Genomic DNA, 16,977 nt, shown 5'->3' on the forward strand with positions numbered 1-16,977 from the left:
CCCAGGTCAGGGCGATTAAGAAAACCGATATGCGATGCCATCCACCGGGTTATCCACACCGGTTCTACACAGACACTCCGGCTTTGTCCGCACGCTCTCCACAGGGTTATCCACAGGCTGTGTTGCACCCGAATCATGCCGCTCGTACCGTGGTCGAGCGACCGAATGTCGGGGGCTCCTGATTCGCTGTGCACGGCGGCCGGAACGGCCGGACGGACACGGCTCCGCCCTCCGGGGCGGCGCATTCGGAAACGTCGCATCGAAGGGAAAAGCGTGTCGATCGCGGACATCTCAGAGGAGCGCCTGGGAGGGCAGCGCCCGCCCGAGCGCACGCCTCCGCACGACCTCCTCGCCGAGCAGAGCGCGCTGGGCGGCATGCTGCTGTCGAAAGACGCCGTCGCCGACGTGATCGAGACCCTCAAGGGCGCCGACTTCTACATCCCGAAGCACGAGCTGATCTTCGAGGCGATCCTGTCGCTGTACTCGCACGGCGAGCCGACCGACGTCGTGGCCGTCACCGATGAGCTCATCAAGACCGGCGAGCTGGGCCGGGCCGGCGGCGCCGACTACCTGCACACGCTCACCTCGATCGTCCCGACCGCGGCGAACGCCGGGTACTACGCGGGGATCGTCAACGAACGAGCCATCCTCCGTCGCCTGGTCGACGCGGGCACGCGCATCGTGCAGCTCGGGTATGCCGGTGAGGGCGACGCGACCGACATCGTCAACAACGCCCAGGCCGAGATCTACTCGGTCACCGGAACCGAGACGGCCGAAGACTACGTGCCGCTGACCACGGCCGTCGATGCGGCGATCGAGGAGATCGAGGCCGCGAACGGCCGCGACGGCTCGATGACCGGCATCCCGACCGGGTTCAAAGAGCTCGACGAGCTCACCAACGGCCTTCACGGTGGTCAGATGATCGTCGTCGCGGCCCGTCCCGCCATGGGTAAGTCGACGCTCGCGCTCGACTTCGCCCGCGCGGCATCCATCGGCCACGACTTTCCGTCGATCTTCTTCTCTCTCGAGATGGGCAAGAGCGAGATCGCGATGCGTCTGCTCAGCGCCGAGGGCGGCATCCCGCTGCAGAACATGCGCAAGGGAACGCTCGACCCGCGCGACTGGACCACCGTCGCCGCGACCCGTGGTCGCATCAACGACGCGCCCCTCTACATCGATGACAGCCCCAACATGACGCTCGTCGAGATCCGCGCCAAGTGCCGTCGTCTCAAGCAGCGCGAGGGCCTGCGCATGGTCATCATCGACTACCTGCAGCTCATGACGTCGGGAAAGCGTGTCGAGTCGCGTCAGCAGGAGGTCTCCGAGTTCTCGCGAAGCCTCAAGCTCATCGCGAAGGAGCTGCAGGTCCCCGTGATCGCGCTGTCGCAACTGAACCGTGGTCCCGAGCAGCGTCAGGACAAGAAGCCCGCGATCAGCGACCTGCGTGAGTCCGGCTCGATCGAGCAGGATGCCGACATGGTCATCCTGCTGCACCGCGACTCGGTCTACGACAAGGACGTGCGTCCGGGCGAGGCCGACCTCATCGTCGCCAAGCACCGTAACGGTCCGACCGCCACGATCACCGTCGCGTTCCAGGGTCACTACTCGCGCTTCATGGACATGGCCCCGGGCGGCGACTTCAACTGAGTCGTCCGTCGGCGTTCGCGCCGTCGATGCGGGGATGTCGGGGGAGAGATGGCGGTTGTGCGGGATGAGCGTCGCGCGGGCGTGACACCGACGCGCACGGTGGTGCTCACCGGGGCGCGTGCACCTGTCGCTCTCGATCTCGCGCGGCGCTTCGCCGAGGCGGGGTGGGGCGTGATCGTCGCCGACAGCGAGCCCCATCTGACAGCGCGTTCCCGCGCCGTGCGTCGTGCCTATCGGGTGCCGTCGGCGCGGTTCCGGCCGGTGGAGTTCGCGCGTGCGATCGCCGGGATCGCGCGTCGACACCGCGCCGATCTCATCGTCCCGACCTGCGAGGAGATCTTCTGGCTCAGTGCGGTGCTTAAGGCGGGGGACGCCCTCGAGGCGAACGGGCGGACGCCCACCGGTGACGGCGTGCAGCGCGATCTCGCCCTGCTTCGGGGGCGGCTGTTCGCCCCGGAGCCCGGGGCGCTCGCGCGGCTGCATCACAAGGGACGGTTCGCCGCGCTGCTCGACGAGCTCGGCCTGCCGCACCCGCGCACCGAGGTGGTCTCGTCGGCCATCGAATGGAGGCGGCGACCCGCGACGCCCGGGGGATGGCTCTGGGGGGAAAGGGTCGTGAAGCCCGCATTCTCGCGGTTCGGCACCCACACGATCGTGCTGGCCGAGGGAGAGCCCCTTCCGCACGTGGGCCGCATCACGGCCGAGCAGCCGTGGCTCGTGCAGGAACGGGTGACCGGTCGGGAGCTGTGCATCTCCGCGGTGGCGGTCGGGGGAAAGCTCACGGCGTTCGTCCTGTACGAACCGCTGTCGCGGGCCGGGCACGGCGCCGGGGTGGTGTTCCAACGCATCGAGGAGAGCGACCCGGTCCACGGCTCCGCACGTTCTCTGGCCGCGACGCTCGCCGGCGGGCTCGACCTCACCGGTCAGTTCGGGCTCGATCTCCTGCACACGGACGCGGGGCTCACCATCCTCGAGTGCAACCCTCGAGCGACCAGCGGCATTCACCTCTTCGGCCCCGGCGACCGGCTCGCCGACGCGTTCCGCCCTGCCGTCGCCGTCGAACCGGACCGGACGGTCGTCGACCTCGTCACGGCGTCGCGCGAGGTGGTGCGGCTCGGAGTGCCTCATCTCCTGTACGGGCCGAGGGGCGTACGGTCGGCGGGTGACGCGGCGGCCTTCCTGCGGCAGACGAAGGCCCCGGATGTCCTTTCGGAACCGGGTGATCGAGTGGCGCTGCCCACGCTCGCCCGGTCACTCCTCGTGCAGATGCGCACCGCCCGCACATCACGCGTCTCGCTCCTCGGCGCCTCGACTCATGACATCGAGTGGAACGGGGAGGTCGTCCTGTTGCCGTCCGACGAGGCGCAGCCGAACGAGCCGCGACAGGACGAGCCGGATGCGTGCGCGCAGCCCTGGGCGGACGCGTTCGTCGACGCCGTCGCTCACGCCGGTGGCACGCGTGAGGTCGCATCCAATGTCGACGTCGAGCTCTCGGTCGTCGAGATCGGCGGTGCGCGGCTGCCGATGACCGTTCCCCGACCCATGTCTCCGCGCCCGGGCGGGAAGAGCGCGGCCGCCGACCCGCCGAGCTACGTCGTGTCGCCCGTCACGCACTACCTGCACTACGCCCGCGAGGAGGTCGGCGAGCTGCGTTCGCGCGCGGCCCGACTCGCCGCGCGAGGGCTGCTGCGCGCCCTCGGGGTGGCACTGGCTGTGTCGCGCGTCGACGACGTCGTGTTCGTGGGCAACGCCTTGGTCTCCACCAATCTTCATCCGCAGGTCGCAGAACACGATCTCGCCGATCTCACCGCGACGCTGCGATCGGCCCATCCCCGACGGGCGATCGGCTGGCGCAGCGTGCACGGCCGCGGGAGCCTGATGCCCGAGATGCTGCGCCGTTGCGGCTATCGCCTCATTCCCGCTCGCAGCGTGCTGTTCACCGACACCCGGGGGAGCGGATGGGCGCGTGTCCGTGACACCACTCGCGACCGCTCCGTCTACGAGAAGTCGGCCTATCGCGCCCGCCTCGCCGTCGTCGATCCGCTGACCGGAATGTCGCCGCTGCCCGTCCGAGAGCGGATCGCCCAGCTCTACGCGCAGCTGTACGTCGACAAGTACTCCCGTCTCAACCCCCGCTACACCGCCGCGTTCATCGGCGCGGCGCAGCAGAGCGGGCTCCTCGAGTTCGTGCTGCTCGAACACGAGGCCGACGTGCGCATCGACGGGGTCTTCGGGTTCCGCGCGGCCGATGGCTTCCTCGCCGCTCCTGTTCTCGGGTACGACACGGCGCTCCCGCAGGAACTCGGCCTCTACCGGATGCTCAGCTACCTGGTCGCCCGCACCGCTCACGAGAACGGGGTCCAGCTGCACAACTCGAGCGGCGTGGCCGAGTTCAAGCGCAACCGAGGGGCGGAGCCGGAGTTCGAATACACCGCCGTGTACACCAGACACCTTCCCTGGCGTCACCGCGTCGGCTGGCGTCTGCTCGAGACGGTGGTGAGAACCGTGGCGGTTCCCCTGGTCCTGCGGGAAGGACTCTGACGCCTCGTCCGCCGTCAGCGCCGCACGCCCACGTACACCGTGTTCGATGAGACCCCGCCGGTGAGGCGGTTGTCGAAGTCGACGACGTGCGCGCGGCTGTCGTCGAAGATCGCGCCCAGCGTGTTCAGGAACTCCTCGTCGGGCGGATCATCGGACCACAGGGCGAAGACGCCATGGTCGGCGAGGTGCCGGGCGAGCGCGGTGAGCCCCGCCTCGGTGTAGAGGTCGGCGTGCGACGGGTCGAGCGTGTGGCGCGGCGAGTGGTCGACGTCGAGCAGGATCGCATCGTGACGGCGGGCGTCGGCATCCGGCTCCTGGCGCATGACCGCGAAGAAGTCGTCGTGGGTCAGCGTCGTCCGAGGATCGTCCACGAGCTGCGCCGACACCGGCAGCAGCTTCCGCTCGTGCCATCCGATCACCGCGAGGAGCGCGTCGATCACCTCGAGTCGCGCCACCCGGGCATCGGCCAACGCGGTCACCGCCGTGTACCCGAGGCCCAGCCCGCCGACGAGTACGTTCAGGTGGTCACCCGTCGCGGCGGCGAGCCCCAGCGTCGCGAGTTCCTCCTCGGCCACCGTGAAGAGGCTCGACATGAGGTACTCGTCCTCGAGCTTGACCTCGTAGATCATCTCGCTGGTCGCCGGGTCCGCGCGACGGCGGAGCATGAGCTCGCCCATACGCGTCCTCTGCCAGTCCAGCTCTTCGTATCGTGCGATCATCGCGGAGCCTCTCGTCGGCAGACGTCCCACCCTACGCGCCCGCCGCCTCGACTGATCCGGCCCCGCGCCGTGGAGCCGGTGGCAGACTGAGCGGATGCCGGTCTACTGGGTCAATACCTTCACGAGCATCCGTGATCCGGAGCGTCTCCGTCTGTACGTCGATCTCGCCGGTCCGGCGATGCTCGCCGGGGGAGGGCGTTTCATCGCGCGCGGAGAGCCACTCGCCGTGCTCGAGGGCGAGTCGGCACTGCGCACGACCATCATCGAGTTCCCCGACCTCGAAGCCGCTGTCGCGGCGTATCACTCCGACGCCTATCAGCAGGCGCTGCGCACCCTCGGAGACGCGGCGACCAGGGAGATCCGCGTGATCGACGCGGCACCGCCTGCCGAGTAGCCCTACGCCACCTGCTCGAGCAGCGACTTCGCCACCCGTCGCGCCGCGGGGAACGGGTTCGGAAAGGTCTCCATCCCGACGGTGACGATGGCGCCCTCGTAGAGAAGCATCAGCGCTTCTGCCATCGCTCGAGCATCCGGCACCCCGGCCTCCTGGCAGAGGTCTTCGAAGACGTCGAGCAGCCACACCTTCTGGCGCGCCACCTCGGGGAAGACCGGGTGCCCGTCGTGCCCGTCGCCGATCTCCGCGCGGGCGTTGATGGCGCTGCACCCCTTGGAGCTGTTGTCATCGGACCACGACTCGGCGGCATCGAAGATCGTCAGGATCCGCTCCACGCCTGGTACCGGTACGCGCGCGAGATTCGCTGCCACGTGGTCGCGCCATCGCGCGTCGCGGTGCTGGAGGTAGGCGACGACCAGCGTCTCCTTCGAGCCGAATCGGTCGTACAGGGTCTTCTTCGTGACGCCGGCGGCCTCCGCGATCGTATCGACTCCGACCGCATGGATACCGCGTTCGTAGAAGAGGTGCGACGCGGCATCGAGCACCCGGCGGGCGCCGGGGGTCAGCGGGGCGAGTTCCGGGACCGGCTGCTTCATGCCTCGAGTATACCAACCTGTATAGTCGTGGGATGAGTAAACAGATCGGTATAGTATCTGCGTTCCTCACGGTCGCGGCAGCCACGGCCTTCGTGGTCACCTGGAGCTCCGGGTTCCTCATCGCGGCGATCGCGACCGTCGACGCCGCGCCGGTGACGCTGCTCGTCTGGCGCTTCGTGCCTCTGGCGGGCATCCTGCTGATCGTCGCCTTCGCCACGGGGGCCTTCCGCGACACCACGGCGTCCGACCTCCGCTGGCAGGGAGCCGTCGGTCTGTTCGCGCAGTTCGGCTACTGCACGGCGACCTATGCCGCGCTCGCCGCCGGCATCGCGACGGGAACGGTCGCCCTGATCGACGCCGTGCAGCCTCTCGTGATCGCCTTGCTCGTCGGTCCTCTCCTCGGCCTGCACGTGCGCGGCACCCAGTGGATCGGACTGATCCTCGGGGCCGTCGGCGTCGTGTTCGTCGTGCAGTCGCAGCTCGGCCAGTCCGACGCGCATCCGCTCGTGTACCTCCTTCTCGCCGTCGCGATGGCGTGCCTGATCGCCGGCACGATCATCCAGCGTCGGCGCGACCCGAGGACCGCTGTGCTCCCGACCCTGGCGATCCACGCCGCGGTGTCAGCGGTCGCGCTCATGGTGCTCGCCGCCGCGACGGGCACTCTCCTGCCGCCCGCTTCGGCATCCTTCTGGGCGGCGACCGCGCTCGCCGCGGCGTTCCCGACGCTCGCGGCGTACGGGCTCTACTGGTGGCTGCTGCGCCGTATCGGCATCACGGCGCTCAACGCGCTGCTGTTCCTCATCGCCCCGTTCACGGCGGTGGCCGGAGCCTTCGTCCTCGGGGAGACGCTGACCGTCGTGACGCTGCTGGGCTTCCTGCTCTGCGGCCTGGGTGTCGGGATGGTGCTCGCTTCGGAGGCGCGCGCAGGCCGAGAGCGGACGCCCCGGTCAGAGGCGGAGCACGCCCTCGCCCACGATGATCCCCGTTCCGGAGATCGTCACCACGGCACCGTCGACGTGCAGGCCGATGCGGCTGGGGCGGCCGAGGGCCGTGCCCTGCTCCACCGTGATCGGAGTGCCCTCGTGTGCGAGTCCGTCGCGCACGAGGAGTGCGGCGAGCGGACCCGCGGCCGTGCCGGTCGCGGGGTCCTCGACGATCCCCACGGTCGGATTGAAGAACCGTGCGTAGGCGTCGAGCCCTGATCCCGGCTCGACGGCGGTCGTGTAGAGGTAGCAGCCTTCGGCGCCGACGCCGGCCAGGAACTCGCGCAGGCCCGCGGTGTCGGGCTGGGCCGTATCGACGGCATCCAGGTTCCGCGCGGGGACGAGCAGATGCTCGGCACCCGTGGAGACGACCTGCGCCGTGCGATCGTCGCTGAGGTCGGTCGCATCGAGCCCGAGGACCGCGGCGAGGGCGCCCCGTCGCTCGCCGGTGACCGCCGTCAGGAATCGAGGCTCCGACTGCTGCATCGTGACGACCGCTCGGCCCGCGCCATCGCGCGTGACGCTGACCGGGAGCAGTTCGTCGCCGATCTGCTGCACGTACCGCCCACCGTTCTCATCCAGCCGACCGGATGCCGCCAGCCACAGCCACGCGCCCATCGCGTTGTGCCCCGCGCCGAGCACTTCGAAGCGGCCGGGGGTGAAGGACCGCAGGCGATGATCCGCGCCGGGCAGCGTCGGACGCACGAGGAAGGTCGTCTCCGACTGGTTGAACTCGCGAGCGATGGCCTGCATCGTCTCGGCCGTCAGCGCGTCGGCGTCCGGGACGAGCGCGAGAGGGTTCCCGGCGAGAGGGGCGGTCGCGAAGACGTCCACCCAGAAGAAGGGCACGTTCATAGGTCGTCCTCCGGCCGTCGCGGTGTGTCCTCCCCATGCTAGGAATCCCGAGGCGGTGCGTCTACGCGCCGGATGCCTCCCGCTGATCATGCAGGTTGAACACCTCGACGAGCGGGGTGGCGGCCTGGTCGGCGCGGCCCTCGAGTCCGACGAAGAACTCGGCCATCGAGGCCTCCCACTTCGCGGCGACGGGTGATGCCGCGAGGTAGGCGCGGGCGGCCTCGTCGTCGTCGGTCTCGTAGTAGCCGAAGAGCCGGCCGCCCTCACCGAGGAAGATCGAGTAGTTGCGGCGTCCGGACGCGGCGATCTCCGCGAGCATCTCCGGCCAGACCGGAGTGTGCCGGGCGACGTACTCGTCGATCATCCCCGGGGCGATCTGCAGTTGGAACGCGATGCGTTCGGTCATGGGTTCTCCTTCGGTTCGTCAGTTCGCACGGGTGGTCGCGGTCGACCGGCGCACGACCAGCTCGGGCTGGAACACGGTCTGCCGGGGGATGAGCTCCGGATCGCCGCACTCCTCGAGCAGCACGCGCAGCGCCGTGCGGCCGATCATCCCGCTCGGCTGTCGGATCGACGTGATCGGCACGGCGGCGGCCGCCGCGAACGCGATGTCGTCGAAGCCGATGAGGGCGATCTCCTGCGGCACCAGCATCCGTCCGTCGACGATGAGCGACTGCAGCAGTCCCAGGGCGATCAGGTCGTTCGCGGCGAACATGGCATCGGGCCACTCGCGCCGCGGTCGGCTCAGCACGCGGGCGCCGACCGCCACGCCCTCTTCCACGGTCATCGCGTCCGTGGCGAGAACCTCGAGCTCGACGGGATAGAGCGCGTTATCGGCGGCGACCCGCGCCCCGGCGAGCCGGTCGGTCACCTGCCGCATGTCCATCGGCCCTCCGACGAACGCGATGCGGCGTCGGCCCGTCTCGATGAGGTGCTCGACCGCCATCCTGCCGCCGGCGACCGAGTCGACCGAGACCGAGCTGAACCGGCTGTTGCCGCCGAAGCGGTCGACGAGAACCGCGCGGATGCCGCGGGCCCGCAGTCGTTCGAGGCGCGGGAGGATGTCGCCGTAGGGGGAGATCAGCACGCCCCGGACCTGCTGCTCCTCGAAGAGGTCGAGGTACATGCGCTCGCGGTCGGAGTCCTCATCGGTGTTGCCGTAGAGCACAGCGATGTTGTGGCGCGAGGCCTCATCCTCCGCTCCCCGCACGACGTCGTTGAAGAACGGGTTCTGCCCGTTGAGCACGACGAAGCCGACGGTCGTGCTCACGCCGGCGCGCAGCTTGCGAGCAGCGTCGTTGCGCACGTAGCCCAGGTCCTCGATCGCCTTCAGCACGCGCTCGGATGCATCGCTCGACACCGTCTCGGGCCGGTTGAGCACGTTCGACACCGTGCCGACCGAGACGCCCGCCTTCTGGGCGACGTCTCTGATGCTGACGACCATCTGCGCTCCTTCGCTGCGGTGATCTTCGCCGCTCGGTAACCGTCCGGGGTCGAATCCGGACTGTGACTTGACCGGTGGGGACGCGGTGCTTACAGTATCCCTGAATCGAGTTTGAATCGATTCATCATATTCAACCTCGACGAGGAGGCACCAGTGCCCATCGATGCCGCACCTGTGGTCCTCGAACTCTCGAAGGTCGTGAAGTCGTTCGGCGCAGTGGTGGCACTGCGCTCGGGGAGCCTGCGGCTGACGACCGGTTCGATACACGCCCTCATCGGCGAGAACGGCGCCGGGAAGTCGACGCTCGTCAAGATCGTCGCCGGCCTGTATCACCGCGACGGCGGCTCGTTCCAGCTCGACGGCGAGGATGTCGACTTCTCGTCGACCGCGCAGTCCAAGGCCGCGGGGATCGCCGTGATCTACCAGGAGCCCACGCTGTTCCCCGACCTGTCGGTGACCGAGAACATCTTCATGGGCAGGCAGCCGGTCGGGCGGCTCGGCCGCATCGATCGCAAGGCGATGCGCCGCGAGGTCGAGCGCCTGTTCACCCGACTCGGCGTGTCGATCGACCCCGATCGTCCGGCGGAGGGTCTCTCGATCGCCGACCAGCAGGTCATCGAGATCGCCAAGGCCGTGTCGCTCGACGCGAAGGTGCTCGTCATGGACGAGCCGACTGCAGCGCTGTCGGGCGTCGAGGTCGAGCGGCTGTTCGCGATCGCCCGGAGCCTGCGCGACGAGGGCCGGGGTCTGATCTTCATCTCGCACCGCTTCGACGAGGTCTTCGCACTGTGCGACACCGTCACCGTGATGCGCGACGGCACCTACGTCTCCACGACGCCGATCGCGGAGACCACCCCCGCCGAGCTCGTGCGGCAGATGGTCGGCCGCGACATCACCGAGCTCTTCCCCAAGCAGGAGACGACGATCGGGGAGCCGCTGCTCGAGGTCGAGAGCCTCACCAGCCCCGGCATCTTCCACGACATCTCGTTCACGGTCCGCTCCGGCGAGATCCTGGGGCTGGCGGGCCTGGTCGGCGCCGGCCGGAGCGAAGTGGCACGCGCCGTCTTCGGCATCGACGACTACCGCGAGGGGACGGTGACGATGAAGGGCCGGCGGATTCCCCGGTCGCGTCCCACCGACGCCATGCGCGCCGGTCTCGCCCTGGTGCCGGAGGACCGTCGCAAGCAGGGGCTCGTGATCGAGTCGGGGGTCGGCCGCAATATCACGACCGCCATCCGGCGCCGCCTCTCCCGCTTCGGCCTCATCACGACGGGCGTGGAGAACCGCGCCGCCCGCGAGTGGGCCAGCCGCCTCGAGGTCAAGGCGCACGCTCTCGACACGGTCACCGCCACGCTGTCCGGCGGCAACCAGCAGAAGGTCGTGCTGGCGAAGTGGCTCGCCACGCAGCCCGACGTGCTCATCATCGACGAGCCCACCCGCGGCATCGACGTCGGCACGAAAGCCGAGGTCCATCGTCTGCTGTCACAGCTGGCTGCGGAGGGCAAGGGCATCCTGATGATCTCGTCCGAGCTGCCCGAGGTGCTGGGCATGGCCGACCGCGTGCTCGTCATGCGCGAGGGACGCATCACCGCCGAGCTCGCCCGCGCGGACGCCACATCCGAGAACGTCATGTTCGCCGCGACCCACGCTTCGCCGCAGCACACCACCGGCACCGAGGCGGGAGAGAACTCGTGACCATCACCACCTCCACCACCCGCATCCCGGTGTCGGGCCTGACCAAGCGCATCGGCACGCTCGGCAAGGCCCGCGAGTTCGGCATCCTGATCGCCCTGGCCCTCGTCGTCGCCGCGGCCACCGCGAAGAACCCCGCGTTCCTCTTCAGCCCCGACGGCTGGCGCGACCTGCTGCTGACGCCGTCGATCCTCGTGCTCGTCGCGGTCGGACAGGCGTTCGTCATCATCACCCGGAACGTCGACCTGTCAGTCGGTTCGGTGATGGGGCTCTCGGCGTACCTCACCGGCCGCATGTTCATCGACTTCCCCGGCATCCCGATCCCGATCGTCGTGCTGTGCGCGGTCCTGTTCGGCGCCGCGCTCGGACTCATCAACGGCGCCCTCGTCGCCTTCGCCCGCGTGCCCGCGATGGTGATCACGCTCGGAACGCTGTACGCCTACCGCGGCATCAACGTGATCTGGGCGGGCTCCACCCGGGTCAACGCCTCGGACATGCCCCGGGACTTCCTGGCGATCGGCACCGGCGACATCCTCACCATCCCGATCCTCGCGATCGTCGCCCTCGCCGTGCTCGCGGCAGCGGCCTGGTACATGCGGAACACCCGCGGCGGACGCGAGTACTACGCGATCGGCTCCGACCCGGCAGCCGCCGAGCTCTACGGCCTCCGAGTCGTGCGGCGCGTGCTCACCGCGTTCATCCTGTCGGGTGCACTCGCGGGTCTCGCGGGCGTCTTCTACGCCGCGCGCTACGGCTCGGTGAGCTCGCAGGCCGGCGCCGGCTGGGAGCTGGATGCCGTCGGCGCGGCCGTCATCGGCGGCATCGCCATCACCGGCGGCGTCGGAACCGTCTGGGGAGCGGCCATCGGCGCGATGCTCCTGATGACCATCAACCGGGCGCTCCCGATCCTCGGCATCCCGGACTTCTGGCAGCGGGCCGTGGTCGGCGTGCTCATCATCGGCGCGATCGTGCTGGACCGCTGGCTGGCCGTGCGGCAGAGGCAGCGACTCATCGAAGCGAGGGACCAGTCATGAACTCCGTGACCACCACGAGCACCAACCGCGTCACGCGCGACTTCGAGAAGCCGCTCTGGCGGCGGGTCATCGTAAGCCGCGAGATGGCCGTCGTCGGTCTGCTGATCGTCGTCGTCCTGTACTCGATGGTCGCGGTCCGCGGCTTCGGGCAGCCGATCACCGTGAACTACCTCCTGCTGGACGTCGCGCCGATCCTGCTCATCGCCCTGCCGATGACGCTCATCATGATCACCGGCGAGATCGACCTCTCGGTCGGCAGCATGGTCGGGCTCGCGAGCGTCGTCACCGGCGCCGGCGTGCAGGCCGGGCTGCCGTTCGAGGTGGCCGCGCTCCTCGCGCTGCTCGTCGGGGCTGTCGGAGGCGCATTCAACGGCTTCCTCGTGACGGTGGTCGGACTGCCCTCGCTCGCCGTCACGATCGGCACGCTCGCGCTGTTCCGCGGACTCGCGGTCGGACTGCTGGGCACGACAGCGGTCACCGACTTCCCGGCGCTGTGGACGGCCCTCGCGAAGGCGAAGATCGCGGGCACGACGATCCCGTACATCATGGTGCCGTTCCTGATCCTGCTGGTGGTCTTCATCATCGTGCTGCAGTTCACGCCGTTCGGTCGGGGGATCTACGCGATCGGTCTGTCGAAGGATGCCGCCCGCTTCTCGGGCGTGCACGTCGACCGCACGAAGTTCATCCTCTTCGTCCTCGCCGGCGTGGTCTCGGCGTTCGCGGGGATCTACTACACGCTGCGCTTCGGCAGCGCGCGCGGCGACAACGCCACAGGGCTGGAGCTGCAGGTCATCGCCGCGGTCGTCCTCGGCGGAGTCTCGGTCTTCGGCGGGCGCGGGCAGCTCTACGGCGTCGTCGCGGCCGTCCTCCTCATCGGCGTGCTGTCGAGCGCCCTGCGCCTCGCGAACGTCACCTCCGATGTGATCAACGTCATCACGGGAGTGCTGCTGGTGCTGTCGGTCGTCAGCGCCAGCGTCCTCACCTGGTTCCAGAGATCTCGACGTCGTCCCAGCCGACCCCCACGCGTCGCAGCGAGCACAGCCTGACGACAGCTGCGTCCTTCGGCCGACGACATCCGTCCCGGCCGCCCGCACGAAAGGAAGAAACAATGAAGTTTGCACGCAAGCGTGTGGCCGCGGTGGCCGCCATCGCGGTCGCCACCGCCCTCGCCCTCTCCGGCTGCGCCGACACCGGCACCTCCGGCGGAGGCGACTCGTCCGGAGACTCGGGCGGCAGCGACAACCTCGCGATCACGTTCCTGCCCAAGAGCCTCGGCAACCCCTACTTCGACACGTCGAGCAAGGGCGGGGCTGCCGCGGTGGAGGAGCTCGGCGGCACGTTCTCCGAGGTCGGCCCTGCCGAGTCCGGGCCCGACGCCCAGGTGAGCTACATCAACACCGCCACGCAGCAGGGCGTCGGCGCGCTGGTCGTGTCGGCAAACGATCCGAAGGCGATCTGCGACGCGCTCGACGAGGCGCGCGCGGCGAACGTCAAGGTCGTCACGTTCGACTCGGACACGAACCCCGAGTGCCGCGACCTGTTCATCAACCAGGCGACGGCCGATGGCATCGCGAAGATCCAGGTCGACCTCATCGCCGAGCAGATCGGGGATGCCGGTGAGATCGCGATCGTCTCGGCGACCGCGAACGCGACCAACCAGAACGCCTGGATCGACAAGATGAAGGAGCTGCTCGCCGCGGATCACCCCGACATCACGCTGGTCGACGTCGTCTACGGCGATGACGACGAGCAGATCTCTTTCGACAAGACGGCCGCGCTGCTGCAGTCGCACCCGAACCTGAAGGGCATCATCTCGCCCACGACGATCGGCATCTCGGCTGCGGCGCGCTACCTCTCCACCTCGGACTACAAGGGGAAGGTCGCGCTGACGGGCCTCGGCACCCCGAACCAGATGCGCGAGTACGTCGAGGACGGCACCGTCACCGCGTTCGCGCTGTGGAACCCGGAGGACCTCGGCTACCTGTCGGCCTTCGCCGCCGCCGCGCTCATCAAGGGCGACATCACGGGCAAGGAAGGCGACACCTTCGAGGCGGGCGAGCTCGGCTCGTTCACGGTCGGCCCTGACGCCACCGTGCTGCTGGGCGACCCGTACGTCTTCGACAAGGAGAACATCGGCGAGTTCGACTTCTGAGTCCGATCCGATCGCGAAGGGCCCGGCCGGGGAGATCCGGCCGGGCCCTTTCGCGCGCAGCATCCGCCTGGCTCCTTCGCCTCTTCTCCCCTTTCGCGGGGAGGCTGGGCGCATGCGATGCAGGAGATCTCACGACAGGAAGGAGCCTGTGGGAGATGGGCTCCTGCACGACGTGAGATCTCCTGCAATCCGTGCGGGAGAGACCAGCGGATGCCGCGCGGCTCACGCCGTGGCGAGGCCCGCGATCCAGGTGACGAGGTGATCACGCAGGCCGGCGGCGGCCTCGACGTCGAGTCGGCGCGGGTCGGGGCCGAAGACCCCGTGCAGGGGATGGTCGGTGCGGTGCCGGTCCTGCCCGAACGGGTCCTCGTCCGCGGGCGCGGGGAAGGCATCCGGGTCCGGCAGGGCATCGACGTGCACGAGCTCCGGCGCGAGAGCGTGCAGCAGCAGCGATTCGAACCGGCCCGCGTGGTCGGGCGCGACCGGGGGTTGCGGTGCCTGGCCGAGCGTGCGGGCCACGACGTGCAGCGGCTCGCCCGTCGCGTTCCACTGCTCGGCGACGCGGGTAATGAGGTCGCGCTGCTCGTCGGCGAAGTGTCCGCTCAGGAGCACCGCATGACGGATGCCGAACTCGGACAGGCGCGACAGCGTCTCGGTCAGCAGCGTCTCGATCGCCGCGGGGGAGTCGCTCATGATCGTCCACGGGTACCGGGAGTGCTCGCCGCCCACTGCCTGGTAGACGGCTGGCAGCACGACCCCTCCGCTCGCCTCGGCCGCGCGCAGGCACAGTCCGTAGGCGGTGAGGGCGTCGAGGCCGATCGGCAGATGCGGGCCGTGGAACTCCAGCGAGCCGAGCGGTAGATACGCGACGGATGCCGCGGCCAGGCGCTCGTCGATCTCCTGCGGGCTGAGCCGCTCGACGGCGGCGGGGCGACTGGTCATATGTAGAAGTTCCTCTCCCACTCGAAGCGTGCCAGGCGGTCGCGGAGCCCTGCGACGAGACCCTGCCCGTCGGCGAACGACAGGTTGCGCGCGATGCGCCGCTGCGACGTCATTCCGACGATCGCGGTCGACACCTCCGGGCGGTCGAGGACGAACCGCACGGCCGCCTCGTCGAGGCCGTCGTAGTACTCCTCGGTGACCTTCTTCATCTCGGCGATGCGCGCCAGCGTCTCGGTGAAGCGCTCGCCGCGGAACATCGTCTTGAGCACGGAGCCGTCGGCCCACTCGTCGTACGAGGCAGCGGTCCAGGCGCCGCTCAGCGATCCGGAGTCCAGCACGACGCGAGCGATGATCGCCGTGCCCGATGCCGCTGCTGCCCCCAAGAGCGCCTGCTCGGGCTTCTGCTCGAAGATGTTGTGGATCACCTGGATCGAATCCACGAGACCCGCCTCTGCGAGAACGACACCCTCGTCGGCACGGTAGTCCCGCAGCGAGACCCCGATCCGGTCGACCTTGCCCTCGGCCTGCAGCTCCTGCAGGGCGTCGAGCCAGCCGCGGTCGTGCATGCCGCCCGGCATCCAGCAGTGCAGCTGCAGCAGGTCGAGGCGCTCCACACCGAGGCGACGCAGCGACTGCTCGGCCTGGGCGCGGATGTACTCGCGGGGATAGGCGATCGCGATGTCGGGGTCGTCGACCGACGGGTGCGGCCACGCGGTGGGCTGGATCTTCGTGGCGACGTAGATGCGTTCGCCGTTCCACTCCCGCAGCGATCGGCCGACGACCTCTTCGCTGTGCCCCGAGCCGTACATCTCCGCGGTGTCGACGAAGTCGATGCCCCGCTCGTAGGCGTCGAGGAGCGCACGGACCGAGGCGTCGTCGTCGACGGGCCCCCACTGCCCACCGAGCTGCCATGCTCCGAAGGAGACCTCGCTGATATCCCAGCCTGTGCGTCCGAAGGGTCGGCGGTGTACGGCCATGTGCGGGTGCGCTCCTTCACGCTCGGGCGCAGGGGCTGCGCGACCTGCGGTCAAATCTACGGACGATCCCCGCGCGGTTATGTGCGTGAGAACCCGGAAACATGGACTGGGCGATCACTCGCCGCCGGCGATCAGGGGCGCAGCGTCGCGCGGGCGAACCGGCTGGGGGCCACGCCGTACGCGCGGCGGAAGGCACGCGAGAAGTAGAGCGGATCGGGGTATCCGACGAGCTGGGCCACCTCGCTCACGCGCAGTCCGGTCGTCCGGAGCAGCCCGGCGGCCTCGCGGAGGCGCGTGTGCCGGACCCAGGACTGCAGCGACTCGCCCGTGTGCCGGGCGAACAGGCGTTGCGCGGTGGTCTCGCTGCAGCGGGCGGCTTCGGCCACACGGGCGACCGTGAGCGGCTCGGCGATGTGGTGGCGGATGAACGTCATCATCAGCTCGAGCGCGCCGGGGAGCGTCGTCTGCGCCGCGTGCACATCGGCCCAGGAGTCGTTCTCGAGGAGGATGATGCGTCCGAGCGCGCGGAAGTACTCCTCGTCGAACGCGCCTTCTCCCCACCGCTCGATCGCGATGGTGCCGAACTCCGTGATGCGCCGGGCGGCCCCGTTCTGCATGGTCGACAACCCGACCCGGAACGCGGCAGGGTCGCCGGTGCGCGCCGGGTCCTGCAGCAGCGGGTCTCCGGGGAGGTGCGCGACCCGGGGGACGACCGGGGACGACCGGTCGTGGCGCGGGACGATGTGCAGCGTGCCGATGTGGAAAGGCCCCCGCTCCTGGGCGCGGTACTCGACGTGATGACTCCAGGGCAGGCGGATCACGTGCTGCGCGTCGACCGCGAAGCGCTGGCCGCCGGCGCGGATCTCGCCGGCTCCGCTGATGACCCAGATGAAGGACACGCTCTTCACGTGCGGGTTGACGATGCGCTCGCCCGACGTGAACCGGTACCAGTTCGCGCCGACGACGACGGGGTCATCGTCGGATTCCATCGCGGCCCTGCC

The 16,977-nt window shown here is 69.4% G+C and carries 15 protein-coding genes and 1 pseudogene; 8 read left to right on the forward strand and 8 right to left on the reverse strand.

The window, feature by feature from the left end:
* The first annotated feature begins 273 nt into the window (after nucleotides 1-273).
* Nucleotides 274-1,647, forward strand: coding sequence for a replicative DNA helicase (gene dnaB / locus LBN7_RS10040; RefSeq protein ID WP_116633405.1), 1,374 nt, complete (start codon nucleotides 274-276; stop codon nucleotides 1,645-1,647).
* A gap of 81 nt (nucleotides 1,648-1,728) precedes the next feature.
* Complete coding sequence (locus tag LBN7_RS10045; protein ID WP_407359535.1) at nucleotides 1,729-4,188, forward strand: ATP-grasp domain-containing protein; 2,460 nt, start codon at nucleotides 1,729-1,731, stop codon at nucleotides 4,186-4,188.
* A gap of 14 nt (nucleotides 4,189-4,202) precedes the next feature.
* Here LBN7_RS10045 and LBN7_RS10050 read toward each other — a convergent pair whose 3' ends face one another.
* Nucleotides 4,203-4,907 (reverse strand): spermidine synthase, encoded by a 705-nt coding sequence (locus tag LBN7_RS10050; RefSeq protein ID WP_407359536.1) that lies wholly within the window; start codon nucleotides 4,905-4,907, stop codon nucleotides 4,203-4,205.
* 94 nt (nucleotides 4,908-5,001) lie between these two features.
* On the opposite strand from LBN7_RS10050, the gene LBN7_RS10055 reads away from it, so the two are divergent.
* Nucleotides 5,002-5,301: a DUF1330 domain-containing protein gene (locus LBN7_RS10055; protein WP_116633418.1), complete on the forward strand. Its 300-nt coding sequence runs from the start codon at nucleotides 5,002-5,004 to the stop codon at nucleotides 5,299-5,301.
* A gap of 2 nt (nucleotides 5,302-5,303) precedes the next feature.
* Here LBN7_RS10055 and LBN7_RS10060 read toward each other — a convergent pair whose 3' ends face one another.
* Nucleotides 5,304-5,897, reverse strand: coding sequence for a TetR/AcrR family transcriptional regulator (locus LBN7_RS10060; RefSeq protein ID WP_407359537.1), 594 nt, complete (start codon nucleotides 5,895-5,897; stop codon nucleotides 5,304-5,306).
* Between the two features lie 32 nt (nucleotides 5,898-5,929).
* Here LBN7_RS10060 and LBN7_RS10065 point away from each other — a divergent pair.
* Nucleotides 5,930-6,793 (forward strand): annotated as a pseudogene (locus LBN7_RS10065) (DMT family transporter); the annotation flags it as partial.
* A 51-nt stretch (nucleotides 6,794-6,844) separates the two neighbouring features.
* Here the strand turns inward: LBN7_RS10065 and LBN7_RS10070 are convergent.
* From LBN7_RS10070 to LBN7_RS10080, 3 genes are all read right to left on the reverse strand, one after another.
* Complete coding sequence (locus LBN7_RS10070; RefSeq protein ID WP_407359538.1) at nucleotides 6,845-7,735, reverse strand: PhzF family phenazine biosynthesis protein; 891 nt, start codon at nucleotides 7,733-7,735, stop codon at nucleotides 6,845-6,847.
* A 61-nt stretch (nucleotides 7,736-7,796) separates the two neighbouring features.
* A complete protein-coding gene (locus LBN7_RS10075; RefSeq protein ID WP_341947030.1) occupies nucleotides 7,797-8,141 on the reverse strand; it encodes an L-rhamnose mutarotase in 345 nt (114 codons plus the stop codon).
* 18 nt (nucleotides 8,142-8,159) lie between these two features.
* Nucleotides 8,160-9,179: a LacI family DNA-binding transcriptional regulator gene (locus LBN7_RS10080; protein WP_407359539.1), complete on the reverse strand. Its 1,020-nt coding sequence runs from the start codon at nucleotides 9,177-9,179 to the stop codon at nucleotides 8,160-8,162.
* A 159-nt stretch (nucleotides 9,180-9,338) separates the two neighbouring features.
* On the opposite strand from LBN7_RS10080, the gene LBN7_RS10085 reads away from it, so the two are divergent.
* The 4 genes from LBN7_RS10085 to rhaS all read left to right on the forward strand — a co-directional run bounded on the left by LBN7_RS10085 (nucleotide 9,339) and on the right by rhaS (nucleotide 14,057).
* Entirely contained in the window at nucleotides 9,339-10,874 is a 1,536-nt protein-coding gene (locus tag LBN7_RS10085) for a sugar ABC transporter ATP-binding protein (RefSeq protein WP_407361716.1), read from the forward strand.
* A 2-nt stretch (nucleotides 10,875-10,876) separates the two neighbouring features.
* Nucleotides 10,877-11,905, forward strand: coding sequence for an ABC transporter permease (locus LBN7_RS10090; RefSeq protein ID WP_407361717.1), 1,029 nt, complete (start codon nucleotides 10,877-10,879; stop codon nucleotides 11,903-11,905).
* Entirely contained in the window at nucleotides 11,902-12,951 is a 1,050-nt protein-coding gene (locus LBN7_RS10095; RefSeq protein WP_407359540.1) for an ABC transporter permease, read from the forward strand. Before LBN7_RS10090 ends, LBN7_RS10095 begins: the two co-directional genes overlap by 4 nt.
* A gap of 62 nt (nucleotides 12,952-13,013) precedes the next feature.
* Nucleotides 13,014-14,057, forward strand: coding sequence for a rhamnose ABC transporter substrate-binding protein (rhaS, locus tag LBN7_RS10100; protein ID WP_341947035.1), 1,044 nt, complete (start codon nucleotides 13,014-13,016; stop codon nucleotides 14,055-14,057).
* Between the two features lie 222 nt (nucleotides 14,058-14,279).
* Here rhaS and LBN7_RS10105 read toward each other — a convergent pair whose 3' ends face one another.
* The 3 genes from LBN7_RS10105 to LBN7_RS10115 all read right to left on the reverse strand — a co-directional run bounded on the left by LBN7_RS10105 (nucleotide 14,280) and on the right by LBN7_RS10115 (nucleotide 16,965).
* Entirely contained in the window at nucleotides 14,280-14,999 is a 720-nt protein-coding gene (locus LBN7_RS10105) for a creatininase family protein (protein ID WP_407359541.1), read from the reverse strand.
* On the reverse strand, nucleotides 14,996-15,976 hold the full coding sequence (locus LBN7_RS10110; RefSeq protein ID WP_341947037.1) for an aldo/keto reductase: 981 nt from the start codon (nucleotides 15,974-15,976) through the stop codon (nucleotides 14,996-14,998). Before LBN7_RS10110 ends, LBN7_RS10105 begins: the two co-directional genes overlap by 4 nt.
* Before the next feature lie 131 nt (nucleotides 15,977-16,107).
* The gene (locus LBN7_RS10115; RefSeq protein WP_407359542.1) at nucleotides 16,108-16,965 is read right to left on the reverse strand and encodes a helix-turn-helix transcriptional regulator; all 858 of its coding nucleotides are present in this window, start codon (nucleotides 16,963-16,965) and stop codon (nucleotides 16,108-16,110) included.
* Between the last annotated feature and the right edge of the window lie 12 nt (nucleotides 16,966-16,977).

It is taken from the genome of Microbacterium sp. LBN7 (assembly GCF_045690345.1).
Classification (GTDB): domain Bacteria; phylum Actinomycetota; class Actinomycetes; order Actinomycetales; family Microbacteriaceae; genus Microbacterium.